The sequence below is a fragment of the Paenibacillus sp. MMS20-IR301 genome (genome assembly GCF_032302195.1).
GTDB lineage: Bacteria > Bacillota > Bacilli > Paenibacillales > Paenibacillaceae > Paenibacillus_AQ.
The window spans coordinates 5,426,510-5,443,151 of record NZ_CP135275.1 but is presented as its reverse complement, the minus strand read 5'-3'; the positions used below and the strand labels follow the sequence as shown (position 1 = coordinate 5,443,151).

The 16,642-nt window shown below is 50.9% G+C and carries 15 protein-coding genes; all 15 read left to right on the top strand.

The genetic code is table 11. From position 1 onward, the window contains the following. The first annotated feature begins 5 nt into the window (after positions 1 to 5). The 15 genes from LOS79_RS23165 (at position 6) to LOS79_RS23095 (ending at position 16,615) form a co-directional block, all read left to right on the top strand. Positions 6 to 728, top strand: coding sequence for an amino acid ABC transporter ATP-binding protein (locus LOS79_RS23165; protein ID WP_315422413.1), 723 nt, complete (start codon positions 6 to 8; stop codon positions 726 to 728). A gap of 150 nt (positions 729 to 878) precedes the next feature. Next, a complete protein-coding gene (locus LOS79_RS23160) occupies positions 879 to 1,325 on the top strand; it encodes a tellurite resistance TerB family protein (protein ID WP_315412655.1) in 447 nt (148 codons plus the stop codon). Between the two features lie 111 nt (positions 1,326 to 1,436). Next, positions 1,437 to 2,033: a TerD family protein gene (locus LOS79_RS23155; RefSeq protein ID WP_315412653.1), complete on the top strand. Its 597-nt coding sequence runs from the start codon at positions 1,437 to 1,439 to the stop codon at positions 2,031 to 2,033. A gap of 29 nt (positions 2,034 to 2,062) precedes the next feature. Continuing rightward, positions 2,063 to 2,638 (top strand): TerD family protein, encoded by a 576-nt coding sequence (locus LOS79_RS23150; protein ID WP_315412652.1) that lies wholly within the window; start codon positions 2,063 to 2,065, stop codon positions 2,636 to 2,638. 49 nt (positions 2,639 to 2,687) lie between these two features. Beyond that, positions 2,688 to 3,269, top strand: coding sequence for a TerD family protein (locus tag LOS79_RS23145; RefSeq protein WP_315412651.1), 582 nt, complete (start codon positions 2,688 to 2,690; stop codon positions 3,267 to 3,269). A gap of 116 nt (positions 3,270 to 3,385) precedes the next feature. Then, the gene (locus LOS79_RS23140; protein WP_315412649.1) at positions 3,386 to 4,657 is read left to right on the top strand and encodes a TerD family protein; all 1,272 of its coding nucleotides are present in this window, start codon (positions 3,386 to 3,388) and stop codon (positions 4,655 to 4,657) included. A gap of 27 nt (positions 4,658 to 4,684) precedes the next feature. Further along, on the top strand, positions 4,685 to 5,428 hold the full coding sequence (locus LOS79_RS23135; protein WP_315412647.1) for a TerC family protein: 744 nt from the start codon (positions 4,685 to 4,687) through the stop codon (positions 5,426 to 5,428). Positions 5,429 to 5,654: 226 nt separating this feature from the next. Then, a complete protein-coding gene (locus LOS79_RS23130) occupies positions 5,655 to 6,863 on the top strand; it encodes an HpcH/HpaI aldolase/citrate lyase family protein (RefSeq protein WP_315412645.1) in 1,209 nt (402 codons plus the stop codon). Positions 6,864 to 6,939: 76 nt separating this feature from the next. Further along, a complete protein-coding gene (locus tag LOS79_RS23125; RefSeq protein WP_315422411.1) occupies positions 6,940 to 8,235 on the top strand; it encodes a phosphoribosyltransferase family protein in 1,296 nt (431 codons plus the stop codon). Then, positions 8,232 to 9,386 carry a cysteine protease StiP family protein gene (locus LOS79_RS23120; protein WP_315412643.1) on the top strand — a complete coding sequence of 385 codons (1,155 nt, stop codon included), beginning with the start codon at positions 8,232 to 8,234 and terminating at the stop codon, positions 9,384 to 9,386. The genes LOS79_RS23125 and LOS79_RS23120 overlap by 4 nt, the downstream gene beginning before the upstream one ends. Continuing rightward, entirely contained in the window at positions 9,383 to 10,216 is an 834-nt protein-coding gene (locus LOS79_RS23115; RefSeq protein ID WP_315412641.1) for a hydrolase, read from the top strand. Before LOS79_RS23120 ends, LOS79_RS23115 begins: the two co-directional genes overlap by 4 nt. Further along, positions 10,213 to 11,268: an ATP-grasp domain-containing protein gene (locus LOS79_RS23110; protein WP_315412639.1), complete on the top strand. Its 1,056-nt coding sequence runs from the start codon at positions 10,213 to 10,215 to the stop codon at positions 11,266 to 11,268. Before LOS79_RS23115 ends, LOS79_RS23110 begins: the two co-directional genes overlap by 4 nt. A gap of 35 nt (positions 11,269 to 11,303) precedes the next feature. Beyond that, a complete protein-coding gene (locus LOS79_RS23105; protein ID WP_315412638.1) occupies positions 11,304 to 12,011 on the top strand; it encodes a hypothetical protein in 708 nt (235 codons plus the stop codon). Positions 12,012 to 12,024: 13 nt separating this feature from the next. Next, the gene (locus LOS79_RS23100) at positions 12,025 to 13,119 is read left to right on the top strand and encodes a toxic anion resistance protein (protein WP_315412637.1); all 1,095 of its coding nucleotides are present in this window, start codon (positions 12,025 to 12,027) and stop codon (positions 13,117 to 13,119) included. A gap of 262 nt (positions 13,120 to 13,381) precedes the next feature. Next, entirely contained in the window at positions 13,382 to 16,615 is a 3,234-nt protein-coding gene (locus LOS79_RS23095) for an S-layer homology domain-containing protein (protein ID WP_315412636.1), read from the top strand. Positions 16,616 to 16,642: the final 27 nt, after the last annotated feature.

Sequence of the window (16,642 nt, the reverse complement as noted above, 5' to 3'; positions counted from 1 at the left end):
AGCCTATTATCTCAGTCAAACATCTGCATAAATCGTTCGGTGCCCATAAGGTGCTGACCGATATTAACGTGGATATCCACAGCCAGGAGGTCGTGGTGGTCATCGGACCTTCCGGTTCGGGCAAATCGACCTTTCTGCGCTGCCTCAATCTGCTGGAGCAGCCGCAGGAGGGCGACATTCTTATTGAAGGCACTTCCTTGATGGCGAAGAGCACAAGGATTAATGATATCCGCACTGAAGTGGGCATGGTGTTCCAGCAGTTCAATCTGTTCCCGCATAAAAAAGTGATTGAGAACATCATGCTGGCCCCGGTCCAGGTCCGCAAATGGCCAGTCGACAAAGCCCGCCAAAAAGCGCTGGAACTGCTGCAGAAGGTGGGGCTCAGCGAGAAGGCCGAGATGTACCCGGCATCGCTGTCCGGCGGTCAGGCCCAGCGTGTGGCGATTGCCCGGGCGCTGGCGATGGAGCCGAAGATTATGCTCTTCGATGAGCCGACCTCTGCGCTGGACCCCGAGATGGTGGGTGAGGTGCTGGCAGTTATGAAGGATTTGGCCCGCGAAGGCATGACGATGGTTGTGGTTACGCATGAGATGGGCTTCGCCCGTGAAGTAGGGGACCGTGTTCTCTTTATGGAGCAGGGAGTGGTGGTCGAGCAGGGCGAGCCTGAGCAGCTGTTCGGAAATCCGTCACATGAACGCACACAGGAGTTCCTGTCGAAGGTGCTGTGAGATTTTGTCAAAGTAGAATATTGTTATTTAATCGGTTATATTAGAGAAGTAAGAATTAGGCAATCGACAAACAGTGAATATCTGCCCGAAATGGCGGAGAGGAGGCTCGGGGATATCTTTCTTTACAACATATGATAGAAGGAGAATACGATGAGCACATTCAAAAATTGGCTGAATACGACAAAAAACGGACTGACGGATCAGGTTAAGAAATTCAAAAATAAAGACTTTATGAACGCGGTAGTTGCAGGCTGTGCGCTTGTGGCTGCTGCTGACGGCAAGATTGAGGATTCAGAGAAGAACAAAATGGCCGGATATATGAACCTGAGCAATGAGCTGAAGGTGTTTGACATGAGAGATGTCATCAACCAGTTCAATTTCTATGTGAACAACTTCGAATTCTCTCCGGAGATCGGTAAGCAGGAAGCGCTCAAAGCCATTGCTAAATTCAGCGGCAAGCCGGAGGTCGGCCGTGTAATTGTAGGCGTATGCTCCGCGATTGGTGCGGCTGACGGTGACTTCGATGAGCATGAGAAAACGGTTGTGCGGAATATCTGCAGCGTGCTCGGACTGAGCCCAAGCGAATTCAGCCTGTAGCTGCAGCGCTAAGACATCCGGGAATTGGATGAAACTTAGGCTGCCTATCCATCGTATCACTGTTAGAACACCCGCAAGCTGATATCTACTCGGAAACGGAGGTACGTAAAGTTGGCTGGAATTAATCTGGTAAAAGGTCAGAAGATCGATTTAACCAAAGGAAATGCCGGACTGTCTAACGTAATTGTAGGACTGGGCTGGGACCCGGCTGAACCGGCAAGAGGCTTCTTTGGGATCAAGAAACAGGCGAATATCGACTGTGATGCCTCAGCGCTGCTGCTGAGCGAGAATGGCAAGCTGACCAATAAGCTGAATCTTGTCTGCTTCCACAACAAACAGAATGCGAACAACTCCGTAGTTCACTCGGGAGATAACCTGACAGGCGAAGGAGAAGGGGACGACGAGCAGATCATGGTAAATCTGAAGTCGATTCCTGCCGATGTCCATAAAGTGCTGGTTGTAGTCAACATTTATGATGCGGTGAACCGCAAGCAGGATTTCGGGATGATTAAATCGGCGTATATCCGGATTATCAATGCTTCCGGAAACAGTGAACTGGTTAAGTTCAATCTGACAGACAATTACACAGGCTTCACGGCACTGATCTGCGGCGAGCTGTACCGCCACGGTACAGAATGGAAATTTGCAGCCATCGGTGAAGGCGCTCACGCGGCACATATTAATCAGCTGGCAGAACGGTACATCTAATTCCAATTTGAGAAAAGAGGGTTCTATTCATGGCTATTAACTTATCCAAAGGGCAAAAAATCGATTTGACCAAAACTAATCCGGGCTTGTCCAAAATCACTGTCGGCCTCGGATGGGATACGAATAAATATGACGGCGGCAAGGATTTCGACCTTGACGTGTCTGTATTCTTGACTAATGCCAGCGGCAAGGTGGATAAAGAATCGAACTTCATCTTCTTCAACAATAAGCAGAATGAGAATGCTTCAGTTGTTCACACCGGCGATAACCGTACAGGTGAAGGTGACGGGGACGATGAGCAGGTTCAGGTAGATCTGCTGAACATTCCGGCAGATGTGGACAAGATTGCCTTTACCATTACAATCTATGAAGCTGAATCCAGAAGCCAGAACTTTGGACAAGTCTCCCGCTCATACGTGCGTATCGTAAATGATGCAAACAACGAGGAACTCATCCGCTTTGACCTCGGTGAAGATTTCTCCGTTGAAACAGGCGTAGTGGTCGGCGAATTGTACCGTAATGGTGCAGAATGGAAGTTCAATGCCATCGGCAGCGGCTACAAGGACGGCCTTTCCGGTCTGACACGCGATTACGGCCTGCAATAAGCCTGGATTACTCTTGGATTATTACTTATAGGAAAGAAGGTATTTGCCAGTGACAATCAGTCTTTCCAAAGGGCAGCGGATTGATCTTACCAAGACCAATCCGGGCCTGACGAAGGTAGTAGTAGGACTTGGCTGGGATACAAACAAGTATAGCGGCGGCAAGGATTTCGACCTCGATGCTTCAGCATTTCTGCTGCATGAGGACGGCAAGGCTAAAGGCGAAGATGACTTTGTATTCTATAACAACCCAAGCGGCGGCAAAGGCTCCGTAACCCATACAGGCGATAACCGTACGGGTGAAGGGGACGGGGACGATGAGCAGATCATCGTAGATTTCAGCCTGGTGCCGGCCAATATCCAGCGCATCGGGATTACAGTAACCATCTATGATTATGAAGCTCGGGTTCAGAATTTCGGACAGGTATCCAATGCGTTTGTTCGGGTTGTTGATGCAGCCAGTGACCGCGAAGTTCTGCGGTTTGACCTGGGTGAGGATTTCTCCACCGAGACAGCCGTTGTCTTCTGTGAATTCTACCGCCACGGGGCGGATTGGAAATTCCAGGCGATCGGCAGCGGATTTGCCGGCGGGCTAAGCGCTCTTTGCAAGAATTACGGACTGGATGCACAATAACAGCTTCAAAGGCGGGATCATTAACGATCCTGCCCTTTTTAAAAGCTAAGCATAGCCCCACTTTGTGGGGTTGTTTTGTAGATTCGCTCTTATCCATGAATAAAGGTGGCGTAAGAATGAGTACAGAAGTGATTAAGGGGCAGAAGGCAGATCTGACCAAAGGAAATCCGGGAGTCCGCAGCATCATTGTGGATGTCAGGTGGAAAGCACCGTCCTCCATGGATATTGATGCTTCGGCATTTCTGCTTGGAGCAGAAGGCAAAGTGAAAAGTGACGACGATCTGATCTTTTATAATAATCCGTCTACGCCGTATTTCAGGTACAAGGATGTACCTGGGGCCGCTTCGGGCGGGCAGAAGCAGTTTGAGGTCCAGCTTGATAAGATTCCAGCTCATATAGCGAAAATTGCCTTTAGCCTTACCTTGTATGATGGTGAGAACCGCAAGCAGATGTTCGGACAAATGAGTGACGCAGAGTGCCGGATTCTGGATCAGGCTACGGGAGCGGAGCTTCTGCGGTGTAACCTGGGAAATCATTTCTCTGTGGAAACAGCTGTTGTGGTAGGAGAATTATATAGATATGGCGGTGAGTGGAAATTCAGTGCAATTGTCGCTGGCTTCTCAGGCGGACTCAAAGCACTGTGCGGCAATTATGGCATTGAGGTGGAGGACGAGCCGGCACCGCCGCCTCCGCCGGAGCCGGTGAAGCCCCCGGCGCCGCCGCAGCGTCCGCCGCTTCAGGTGCCTCCGCCGCCAAAGCCGGCTGAACCGTCAGCACCGCCGCTGAACCTCAATCTGAAGAAGATTGAGCTGAAGAAGCAGGGGGATTCCATCAACCTGAAGAAATCTGCTTCCGGTCTTGGAGAGCTGGTGATTAACCTCAACTGGAATCAGAAGCAGGGCGGGCTGTTCAGCCGCAATAAGGGCGGCGTGGATCTGGATCTTGCCTGCCTGTATGAATTGAAGGACGGCAGCAAGGGGGTTGTGCAGGCACTCGGCAATTTGTTCGGCAGCCTGCAGCAGGAGCCTTATGTCATGCTCGATGGAGATGACCGGACAGGCTCCGTAACATCCGGCGAGAATTTGCGTATAAACGGAAGTAAGGTTGCACGGATTGAACGGATTCTGGTTTTTGCTTTTATTTATAAGGGAGTTACCAATTGGTCTGAGGCGGACGGGGTAGTTACCGTGAAGCAGGATGGAGGACCGGATATTGTTGTTAATCTGGACGAGCACAACAACCGTAAAGGCTTATGCGCTATCGCGATGATCACGAATGTGGGTAATGAGACCTTCAGTATTGAACGTCTTGTACAATATTTCAGCGGTCACAGGGAGCTGGATGAGGCTTACGGCTGGGGGCTGCGCTGGGTAGCAGGAAGCAAATAATTATATTATACCGGAGGCGCAGGTGGAATGGACTGGTTCAGTGATTTTTTTAGAAGCATCGGCGAGAATTATGGGCATTTCTTCTCATGGAGTGACGTTGTAGGAACGCTCTCCGATCCTGTCAGCTGGGGGATTATCGGGAGCCTGATTCTGCTGGAGGGCCTGCTCTCTGCAGATAATGCGCTGGTGCTGGCAGTTATGGTTAAGCACTTGCCGAAGGAGCAGCAGCGCAAAGCGTTGTTCTATGGTATCATCGGGGCTTACTTATTCAGATTCCTGGCGATCGGTCTGGGTACTTATCTGGTCAAATTCACACTCGTTAAGGTTCTTGGTGCGCTGTACCTCTTCTATATTGCTTACAAAGGATTATTCAAGGGCGGCGGAGAAGACGGCGAGGTTAAGAACAAAGGCGCTTCTTTCTGGAAGACCGTACTAATGGTTGAACTAATGGACGTAGCGTTCAGTATTGACAGTGTGGTGGCTGCCTTCGGTCTGAGTGAAGAGGTATGGGTACTCTTCCTGGGCGGTATCCTCGGCGTATTGATGATGCGTGGTGTGGCACAGGTATTCCTCAAGCTGATTGCGAAATATCCTGAACTGGAACAGACGGCATTCCTGCTCATTGCACTGATTGCCGGTAAAATGCTTGCCGGGGCATTCGGCTTCGAATTGCCGCATGTGGTGTTCTTCGCAATTCTGATTGCGGTATTTGTAGGGACCATTATTTACAGCTCCAGTAAACGCAAGAAAGAGGCAAACCGCAGAGCCTGATTCACCTGATTGGTTTACGTTCATAGCAGTACAGGAGGGCAGGGGTTTACGGGAAGGGTAAACTCTCTGTACTTCCGGGTAATCGTTATATGTTATAGCATGGCCTTTGCTTGTATTTGAGAAAGCCGGATGCCGTCCCCGAGAGGACGGCATAGCTGGTTCTGCTTGCCTATAAGGAGAGGCTATTCGTTTTGTGTGTTCCGCACAACATTAAGGAGGAAGGGCCTTGAGATATTTCGATTACCTTACGCAAGAGCAAGAAACTTCATTATTCCATGTTCCGCCGGTCTCATTCAATCATACTACAAGCAAGGATTTACTGGCTTACGCCGTCGGGGCTGCCCTATATATGCCTGCTACCCGCGCTAGTGTTGCTGAAGATATTATTAAGTTGAGAGCTTCAGGGCTCGTTACGGTCATTATTGATCTGGAGGATGCTATTGGTGACGGTGAGGTGGATTATGCTGAAGAATCCATCGTCAGGCATCTGGCCTTCCTGTCAGGGTACGCCGAGAATGAGCGGGAGCCGGCCAGAGGTCTGCCGCTGCTGTTCATCCGCGTGCGTAACCCGGAGCAGCTGCGGGATATGATATTCCGGTTAGGCTCGTTAATTACGCTGCTGACCGGATTTGTTTTCCCTAAATTTTCTGTAGAGAACGGTGTGGAGTATTTCGAAGCCATCGCCGATTACAATGATACACGCAGCTACGCTGCACCGGTCCTGTACGGTATGCCGATCCTGGAGAATGCGCCGATTATTTACCGGGAGAGCCGGATTGACAGCCTGCTGGCTATCCGGGACCTGCTGGGCCAATACCGCGAGTATGTACTGAATGTAAGAATAGGTGCGACTGATTTCTCCAGCCTGTTCGGGCTGCGGCGCAGTCCGGATATCAGCATCTATGATCTGACCCCGATCCGTGACTGCATGTCGGATATCATTAATGTATTCGGCCGGGTGGAAGAGGGCTATGTAATTTCAGGCCCTGTGTGGGAGTATTTCGCCAGCAAAGGCCACCGGGTACTGCGTCCGCAGCTGCGGGAGACGCCTTTTGAAGATACGTATGGCAAGCACGGCCGCGAGATGCGTAACAATTACATTACCAGCGCCATGGACGGGCTGATCCGTGAAGTGATTTTGGATAAAGAGAACGGCATTGTCGGCAAGACCATCATTCATCCTTCCCATCTGAGACCTGTGCAGGCAATGTACACGGTGATGCATGAGGAATATGTTGATGCCTTAAGTATCGTGGACAGTAATGATGGCAGCCGTGGAGTGTTCAAGAGCGAATACTACAACAAGATGAATGAAATTAAGCCGCATTTGAACTGGGCCAGACGCATTTTACTGCGATCTCAAATATACGGGGTGTTACATGAACAACAGCATTTTGTCGGATTATTGCCCGAGAACGAATACACACACATTTAATATCGTTGAGAATCTGCAAGTTACGGTAACAGAAACCGCAAATCCCTTTCATATACCAGTGGAGTCCTTATTCGCCATGGCTGCGCGCATCAATAAGAAACGCTCCTTCCTGTTCGTCAGCAAAGTGCTTGGCAAGCACATTCCTGTTAATCCTTACACACCCCTGCTTAGCGGAGCTGCGCTTGCCTTGCTCCTGTACCTGGAGATGAGTGAGGATGCTGCAGACCGGGAAATGATGGACAAGCTGATGGACCAGGCGGTTCATGGCCTGATTCATCCGGAATATGCCGAAGAAGCCTATCGCGACCTGCTTGCTGCATGTCTGGTTCTGCCGCGGCCTGTCCTTTTTATCGGGTTTGCCGAAACCGCTACCGCTTTGGGACACAGCATGTACAATATGTTTGCCCGCGGAGCATCCTATATTCATACGACCCGTGAGCATATTCCCGAGCTGGAGTCCGTAGTAACCTTCGAAGAAGAGCATTCCCATGCGGTAGACCATTTATGTTATGCGTTGAATAGTAAGCTGTTGTCGGGAACAGAACCGGTTGTGCTGGTGGATGATGAGATTACAACGGGTAATACCGCTATCAATACGATCCGGGATATCCAGTCCAAATTCCCGCGACGGGAGTACGTGGTGGCTTCGCTCCTTGATTGGCGGAGCGCCGGTAACATTCAGGCCTACCGTGAACTGGAGCAGGAGCTTGGTATCCGGATAACTGCGTTATCCCTGCTCCAGGGCCATATTGAAGTGAAGGGCACTCCGCTGCTGGGTGCGGGGAACGGGAGCGGCGGTGAAGAAGCTCGGGCAATGGCAGAGCTGGTAACCACCTATGTGACTGATGGTCTGGAGCGGCTTCCGGTGACTTCGACAGATGCACAGGGAGTTATTAATCCTGCTCCTTACTTGAAATTCAGCGGCCGCTTTGGCCTGGACTGGGCGGATAACCTGCAAATTGATGAAGGGGTAAGCCGGGTAGCGGGTCTGCTCCGCGGCTTGCGGGAATGCACCCGCACCCTGGTGATGGGCGTAGGCGAGTTCATGTATCTGCCTATGCGGATTGCTGCAGAGATGGGCGCCGGGGTAGCTTATCAGTCGTCCACCCGCAGTCCGATTCATCCGGAGCAGCGTGCGGATTACGGGGTGCATAGTGCGGCCGCTTATCCGTCAGCCGGCGATCCGGAGATTATGAATTATATCTACAATGTGGAACCCGGACAGTATGAAGATATCTTTGTGCTGCTGGAGCGTGAGGTACCGCGGGCGCGGATTAAGCCGATGACGGATATTCTGCAGCGGCTGGCCGGCAGTAAAGTACATCTGATTATATTAGCCTCTGAGCCTGAGAGTGGGGGATCACGGATATGAAGAGTATGGAGATTGAAGCGGTCATGAACAAAAGAATATCCCCTCCGGTTCCGCTGGGCAGCTATCCGGCTTCGGATGTTACCTTTCTGCTCAAGGATCTGAGTAATGTATCGCTGGAGCGGGGAACGGCTGAACGGGAAGTAGCTATCCAGTCCGGTGTGCATTATTCAGAGATGCTTCCTGTAGAGTACCAGCCGACGGAGCAGTACATTGAATTATTCCATGAGACATTGCGGGATTCGGCGGGGAAGGTAGCCCTGGCTGTAGCGGTTGTATCCGAAATGATTGTGGCCCGCCGGGGAACGGCAGGTACAGTACTGGTCTCGCTGGCCAGAGCCGGCACACCGATAGGTGTCTTGATCAAACGGTACATAATGGAGCGCTACGGGGCGGATCTGCCGCATTACAGCATCTCCATTATCCGTGGCAAAGGGATAGATGAGAATGCAATTCTGTATATGCTACAACAGCATGGAAGTGATGCGAAGCTGCAGTTCATTGACGGCTGGACAGGAAAGGGTGCTATCCGGCAGGTGCTGATTGAGGCCTGTGAGAGCCTGTACAGCAAATATGGAATTAAGCTGAATGATGATCTTGCAGTGCTTGCCGACCCCGGGTACTGTTCTGAAACATTCGGGACCCGGGAAGACTATCTGATTCCCAGCGCCTGCCTGAACTCTACGGTATCCGGCCTGATGAGCCGTACGGTGCTTCGAGATGATCTGATCGGACCGGAGGAATTTCACGGGGCTAAATTCTACAAGGAATGGCTGGATAGCGACCTGTCGAACGTATTCATAGAAGCTGTTGTCCCTCATTTCGCTGCAGCTGCGGCGGAGGCACTCCGGATGGCTGAAGAGATGCAGAAGAATCCGCCGGAGAGCAGCTGGCAGGGGCTGGCCGATATCCGCAGCATCCAGGAGACGTTCGGAATTGACAACATTAATCTGGTCAAACCTGGAGTTGGAGAGACTACTCGTGTGCTGCTGCGCAGAGTTCCCTGGAAGATTCTCGTCGACAGGCTGGATAATCCCAATCTCCGGCATATTCTGCTGCTGGCCGAGGACCGCGGAGTGCCTGTTGAGGTATTCCCGGGACTTACTTATTCCTGCTGCGGAATTATTAAGCCGTTGAAAGGGGAAAGTGAATGATCTACGCCAGCGATCTGGACCGCACGCTGATCTACTCCCTGAGCGCCATCGGTGTTCCTGAAGATACTCCCGGACTGGTTCCGGCCGAGATCGTTGACGGCAGAACCGTTTCGTATATTTCGCGGCAGGCTTTGGCGATACTGCAGGAGCTTGCGGCGAAGATAGTTTTCATGCCGGTGACTACCCGGACTATTGCCCAGTACCGGCGGATTAATCTGTTCCGGGAGACGGTAATTCCGGATTATGCGGTCGTGAGCAACGGCGGGAATATTCTGGTGAGAGGTGAAGTGGACCGGGAATGGCGGGCGGCTGTAGGCCGGCTGGTGGATAACGGTTCTGCCCCTGCCGGGGAGGCTGCGGGTATTGTCCGGTCTGTAGTGCGGGCAGAGTGGATTATCAGCGAGCGTTATTGCGATGAGCTGTTCTATACGTATGTGGTGGAGCGTGGCTTATTGCCGCTGGATGAGATTACCCGCATGGCTGAACGGCTGGACGGACTGGGCTGGAAGGTGTCGCTGCAGGGACGCAAGCTTTATGTCGTGCCGGAATCCGTGAACAAAAGCGATGCCATTCTCCATGTCCGCCGCACCGTCCGTTCGGAGCCGATGGCCGCCTCCGGCGATTCCCTGCTGGATAAAAGCCTGCTTGCCGCAGCAGATTATGCTATAGCTCCCTGCCATGGAGAAATATTTGCCGAGCAGCAGGCTGGTCTAGTAGAATTAGATTATCCGTTTACAAAGCAATCGGGGGTATTTGCCGGGGATGAGATTATGGAGTATGTCCAAAAGATATATAATAATTTGACAGCACTGGGAGTTGGGCCGCAATGAAAAAGGTAAATATTTATTTCAACCGCTGGTTTTCCGTGGCTTTTCATTACATGAATCTCATCCGGAACAATGAAGACGGCATCCCGGTGCAAATCTTTGCCACCCATCCGGATATCCGGCATATGTCGCTGCAGGGCGCTGATGTTGCCGGAACAGAGCCTGCGCTTACAGGGATGGAATACGTACAGTTCTGCCTCGATTTCTGCCGCCGTAATGAAATTGATATCTTCATCCCCCGGCTGCATATGCTGGATATTGCCTTGCATGCTTCCCTGTTCGATGCTATCGGTACGAAGGTGCTGGTCTGCCGCGATCTGGAGCTGCTGGAGATGATTATGGATAAGGGCAAATTCTATGAGAGTGTCCAGGCTACCGGAATTATGACGATTCCGGACTATCATGTGGTGAGCACTGCGGAGCAGTTCAAGGCGGCCTACGAGGATCTTGCCGGTAAGGGGCATAAGGTCTGCTTCAAGCCTACGGAGACAGAAGGCGGTCTTGGATTCCGTATTATAGATAATAACCGCAGCCCGCTGGAGGAGCTGTTCGGCCATGTGACACCGCTGATCTCCTTCGAGGATGCATACCGTATTCTGGCCGGAGCTGACAGCTTCCCTAATCTGATGGTTATGGAGCTGCTGGAAGGCTATGAATACAGCATTGACTGTCTGTCTGATGAGCAGGGAAATCTGCTTGCTGCTGTACCGCGCCGCAAGGCAGGCGGACGCCTGCGGCTGATGGAGCATATTCCGGAGCTTGAAGAGATTGCCCGCAGGGTAGCTGCGACTTACCGGATTCCTTTCAATTTCAACATTCAGATGAAATACAGCGGCCCGGTGCCGAAGCTGCTGGAGATTAACCCGCGGATGTCAGGCGGTCTGCACATTTCCTGCCTGTCCGGGATCAACTTCCCTTATTTGGCGGTGAAAAGTGCGCTTGGCGGTGAGGTGCAGCCGGCACAGTTCGAACACAACGTCCTGGCCAGCCATGTAGAGCAGCCGCTGATTATGAGAATAACCGGAGAATCGGCAGTGCCGGATTCCGTGAATTGAGTGTGGAAGCTTCGCGCTCATAAGAGGTGAGAAGAATGCAAGTCAAATTCAAAGTCATATTATTTGCTGCAGCAGGCTACGCTCTAGCTGTACTGACCCGGGGCTTCCTGCCCGAGCTGGTCTCCCTGCTGCTTCCGGTTGCCGGAGCCGCTTATGCGGTAACAGGCTTCAGGCGCACGAGGGTGAATCTGCCGGCGGAAGTTCTGCCCGCCGGCCCGGAGCCGGCTGCGATTTCAGCAGCTTCCGCTGCGGCGCCTCAGGCATCAGCCGGCCTGCCCGCCGCTGCAGGACAAGCTCCGGTGCTCCGTGCAGGCCAGGAGCACCGGGCCGAGCCTGCCGTCTCAGCGGAGTTTGCTCCGGTGGTGGAGTATCTTAGCATCCTGGAGGATATGATCATCTCTGAGGGGCAGAAGGACACGCTGGACAATGAGATTGTCGAGAAGTCACTGGCGCTGTTCGCCAGACTTCAGCGCGTGCTTCCCCTGCTGCAGGAGCTGGGCAACGGTGAGATCAACCATACAGTCCGCCGGCTCGTGCTGAAGGACCTGAACGGTGTAATCAATCCGTTCCTGCGTCTGGGCGGTGAGGCCAAGACGAGAAACCGGAGAATGCTGCTGAACGGTCTGCGTGATGTCGATTCCAAAATATCGGATATTGCCTCGACGATCGAACATAAAGACCTGATGGAACTTCAGACCAAGGCGGAGCTGATTCATCAGCGTTACAGCAGTTCCGAATTATAGGAGGAGGAAAACCATGTCCACACAGTTGATCGAGCTTAGAAAAGAAGATGAGCAGAAAGTCGTTGCCGAGGCTTCGCAGTTAATTGAACAAGTATCCAAAACCGACACGGTAGCCCTAGATTCCCTGATGGATGATATCGGCAAGCTTGGTGTCAAGACGCAGGAGAAGGCGGGCCAGACCCTGAAGCTGCTGGACCGCCCGGTGAATGATCTGATGAGCGGCAAGCGGGTGGAAGTGCCGAATATGATTATGAAGCTGCGGAATGAGTGTGAGACGCTGCAGCAGAGCAAGAACGTCAGCTTTTTCGGTAAAATGCTGCGCAAGAGCCCGCTCAAAAATTACGTCTACAAATATCAGTCCGTCCGCACCAATATTGATGCCATCATTACCGGACTGCGCGATGGCCGCGATACGCTGGAAGAGAGCATCGTCAACATGCGCCAGCTGAAACGCACCTCGATGGAGGAAATTTATAATCTGCAGACGAAGATAGCCTTCGGCAACAAACTGAAGGAGCTGTTCGAGGTAGAGATCGCCAAGCCGGAGAATGAGTTCCGCAAAGCCTATCTGGAACGGGGACTGCGCAAGGTGATGGTACGGATACAGTCCATGACCGAAATGATTCTGCTCTACAATCAGGCGATTGCCGCAACGGATATCATTAATGATAACAATGACAAGCTGATCGATTCCGTAAACAACGCGATTGATAAGACCTCCAACCTGATTACCGTGTCGGCGATGATTGCCATGTCCCTGGCCGATCAGGAGAATGTCATTAACGCTGTGGAAGCAACCAACAAGACGATTGAGGACCAGTTCAAGGAGAATGCGCGGCTCCTGCGCACAACGACCGAGAAGACAACGGAGCTGCTCTCCAAGCCCTCCATGTCGCTCGAAGCTGTGAATCAGGCGATCGGCGATCTGCTTAGTGCCCTGGATACCTCCGAGCAGTCCAACCGGCGGATTATTGAGAGCTGCCAGGATTATACGTCCAAAATGACAACGATCAACACCCAGCTGAACAACCGGCTCGGGCTTACGGAAGGCTCGCAGCCGCAGGCTTTGAAGCAGGCGGAGAGCGGTCTGAGCAGCTTTTTGAACTGAGACATTTAATTCTGCACCCGGTGGGGGCACATACGAATGATTAGAAGCCTGCTGATGGTGTTCAGCGGGCTTTTTGGTGTGACTTTGCCCGAAATTTGATACGTAAAATATCTAATATACTAATATTTTCAAATAAGATATTATTGGTGATGTTACCTATGGAAAATGAGTATTTAGTCCCAGGGAGGGGACATAGGCGGAAAGCTAGGACCTACGAATAAATTCAATGTGAAGCAGTTTTATCTGGCGGGGGAGAGTAATAATGAGCACAAAATTTAATGGATTGCTCGCAGGAATATTGGGTACAAGTCTGCTGTTCGGTTCAATGGGTACAGCGGCGGCACAGACAGCGGGTACTAAGGATTATGAAGGCCATTGGGCCCAGCAGACCATCCAGAGCTGGCTCGACAAAGGGCTGCTGAAGGGCTTCGCCGATGGCTCGGTCAAGCCCAATCAGACGGTTACGAGAGCGGAGTTTATGGCTCTGGTGAACCGTTCATACCAGTTCACAGCAACAAGTACAGTGGGTTTTCAGGATGTGCCGTCTGCAAGCTGGGCATATGCTGAAGTGTCAAAAGCGGTGGCAGCCGGATATATCCAGGGCTTCAATAATGAGATGCGCCCGAATGCACCGATTAACCGCCAGGAAGCCGCAGTAATTGTCAGCAAGCTGTTGAAGCTGAGCCCTGGTAATACGGAAGCGCTATCAGTATTCAGGGATGCCGGACAGATCGCAGCCTGGAGCAAAGGGAGTGTAGCGGCGGCCGTTGCGGCAGGAGTGCTTAAAGGTTATCCGGATGGGACCTTTGGCCCGGCCAAAGCCTTAACCCGTGCAGAATCCTTGTCACTGCTGGATACTGCTGCGGCTGTACATACCGGCAGCGGTACTGAGCTGGCAGTGACACCGGCGCCAACTGCAACGCCGTCTGCTAGTCCAACACCTGCACCTAAAGCAACCGCAACTGCTGCTGCAGTTGGTAGCGGCGGCGGTGGTGGTGGTGGTGGCGGATCTCAGAGCACTCCGACTATAGCGCCGACCCCGGTTCCAACAGCCACGCCATTAGCGATTCCGTTTGTAGATGGAGTGAAGCTTGCTGTGAATGAGACAATAAATATGACTAATTCAGTCAATTTGACAATTGATTTCAGGTTGGTTCCAGACGAAATGGCGTCCAAGATAGACCATTTTGAACAGTATATTTCAAATGGTCCTGTTCCGGTTGAGCAGTTGTTGTCGGGGGAACTATATCCTGAACATTTTGACTCTCTCTATAGAACGATTGTTTTCCCTATTTATGCCTTTCAATTAGAAGGGATCACCGATCCGTATATTACGCAAGTCTTTTATAATGCGGATAATCAGCCAGTTGGCTACTTTAGGCAGAAGACGGAACTGAAGCTCATGACGATTACGAAATCAGACCGCTTCTCAGAGTTGAATGATGGAGTGACTGTTTCCAAAGTCTCTGTTGGAGCAGATGTCTATGATGTCCGGATTGATGCTTCTGAGGCGCTCGGGCAAGCCGGAAATCAAGCAGTCTATTACTCGATTACAGCTCATGACACGTTCGTGGGGCCGGGTGATGATGCAAGTGTGATTGACGATATCCTGGCAGGCCAGAATTATTTGTACCGCCATGAAAGTGGAACTGTGTATTTTGAATATAATTCAGACAAGACGTATTACGTAATCTTCTATGACAGCAATCTTCAGGCGCTGAACTATTACGCAGGGGATTGGAAAAGATCGGAGCAGAAGGCTCTGGAGCTTGCGCTCACCCGGATTCAAGCTTTACCGGATGCTGCTGCAGACCTTACTTTAGCTGATGAGGATGCGGTGGCCGCTGCATTGAGTAAATTTGATAGTTTGTCAGAAGAGCAGAAAGGCAAGGTCAGCACAGAGCTGCAGAATAAGCTGAACGATTCGGTTGCTGCAATCGGAAACCTCCGTCCACTCGGTAGTCTGGGATATCCTTATTTTAATGCGGTTACTACAGGTGAGCAGAATTACCTTAACAGTGCCTCGTTTGGGATAGATGTGCAGAATTTGCCCGGTTTATTGAATTATACTTCAAGCTCGTTTAAATTTCTGATATCCCATAATCCGGTAACGATAAGTGAATTGCAGATGCTGAATGACGGGGCGGATCAGTATGATCTTCGTGCGGGAAGGAGCTTCATGCTCGGACAAGTGGAGCCTGGCACTTATCTCACTGTAGGCTTATACGATAAACAGGGTAAGTTAACAGCATACTATTCTGAACCGATCAATCTACCTGTAGTTACTGCACAATGGGACAATCCAATCTCCCGGATAACGGATGGTGTGGTCATTACAAAAAGCAGTTATGGTGACTATTCTGAGATTGACGTCAGCGGATATATGCATCAAGCTGCACCAACTGCAGCCTTTTATACAGTAGTTTCTCAATCCGAAGTTGCCGGATTTTTCCCGGAATTTAGTCCGGAGGAGTGGCTCGCGTTCAAGGAATTTGCATATCTCTACAATAACAAGCAGTTAACTGTGACCCTATCTAACAGTTGGGATAAGCAGCAGTATTTGATTATTTTTTATGACCGCAATATGAAAGTACTGGGTTATTATCGAGCGGAGGCTTCCTATACAGAACAACAAAGCCTTGACCTAGCGGTCTCCCGCCTCTCCAGCCTTCCAGCCAGCGGCGATATCACTATCGATGACGAACGGAGAATTGAAGGGGCAAGATGGGCTTATGAAGCTCTGACTAACAATCAGAAACAGCTGCTCGACGCATCCTATCTTCCGCGTCTGGAGCAGGCTGAAGCCAAGGTGAACCTTTTGCATACTAGTGGGCCCCTATCTTCTATTCCGCTCATTGGCGGTGTATTGTTAAACGGAGATTCGCCATTTCTACTGAACCGAACTTCTCTGAGCGCCGAGTATAACGGAATGCCTAGTGCTATCTTAAGGAAGGCTAAGAATTTCAGATACTATTTTACTGACGGGCCAGTTACTCAGGCGGATATAAACAAAGGGGTATCTTATCCTCTGTACGGGATGTACTCAGGCGGCTACATTCTGGATGGTCCAAATCTGCCAGGAGAAAAATACGTCACTCTAGTTTTCCATGATAAGGACGGGGAGCCTGTCTCCTATAATACTCAAAAGGTTGAGTTCACCATCAAGCAGCCAGTATTGGATTCCTCAGCCCTAGAATTAACAGAGGGGGTTCATATAAACAAGGTAGACAACGGGCAATCGCAGAATGTCTATATAAATGTTTCGGAGATTCTTAACAACGCACAATTAGGGGTCTCTTATTATACAGTAAATACAAAAAGTGAACTGGGAGGAGAAGAAGGATTTACTGTTGAGAATGCGGTTAAGCATCAAAATTATTTAAGCACTGGCAATAGAACTATGTATTCTGGCGGCGGTAACCAAGAATACTTAATTATTTTCTATGACCTAAATTACAAAGTGCTGTATTACTACAAGGGCGGTATTTCAGACTAAATCCCCGAAATTTCTTCCTGATTCATA

Coding starts and splice junctions, on each gene's coding strand:
- LOS79_RS23160 (WP_315412655.1), top strand. CDS start 879: ATGAGCACATTCAAAAATTGGCTGAATACGACAAAAAACGGACTGACG.
- LOS79_RS23150 (WP_315412652.1), top strand. CDS start 2,063: ATGGCTATTAACTTATCCAAAGGGCAAAAAATCGATTTGACCAAAACT.
- LOS79_RS23140 (WP_315412649.1), top strand. CDS start 3,386: ATGAGTACAGAAGTGATTAAGGGGCAGAAGGCAGATCTGACCAAAGGA.
- LOS79_RS23135 (WP_315412647.1), top strand. CDS start 4,685: ATGGACTGGTTCAGTGATTTTTTTAGAAGCATCGGCGAGAATTATGGG.
- LOS79_RS23125 (WP_315422411.1), top strand. CDS start 6,940: ATGGCTGCGCGCATCAATAAGAAACGCTCCTTCCTGTTCGTCAGCAAA.
- LOS79_RS23120 (WP_315412643.1), top strand. CDS start 8,232: ATGAAGAGTATGGAGATTGAAGCGGTCATGAACAAAAGAATATCCCCT.
- LOS79_RS23115 (WP_315412641.1), top strand. CDS start 9,383: ATGATCTACGCCAGCGATCTGGACCGCACGCTGATCTACTCCCTGAGC.
- LOS79_RS23110 (WP_315412639.1), top strand. CDS start 10,213: ATGAAAAAGGTAAATATTTATTTCAACCGCTGGTTTTCCGTGGCTTTT.
- LOS79_RS23105 (WP_315412638.1), top strand. CDS start 11,304: ATGCAAGTCAAATTCAAAGTCATATTATTTGCTGCAGCAGGCTACGCT.
- LOS79_RS23100 (WP_315412637.1), top strand. CDS start 12,025: ATGTCCACACAGTTGATCGAGCTTAGAAAAGAAGATGAGCAGAAAGTC.
- LOS79_RS23095 (WP_315412636.1), top strand. CDS start 13,382: ATGAGCACAAAATTTAATGGATTGCTCGCAGGAATATTGGGTACAAGT.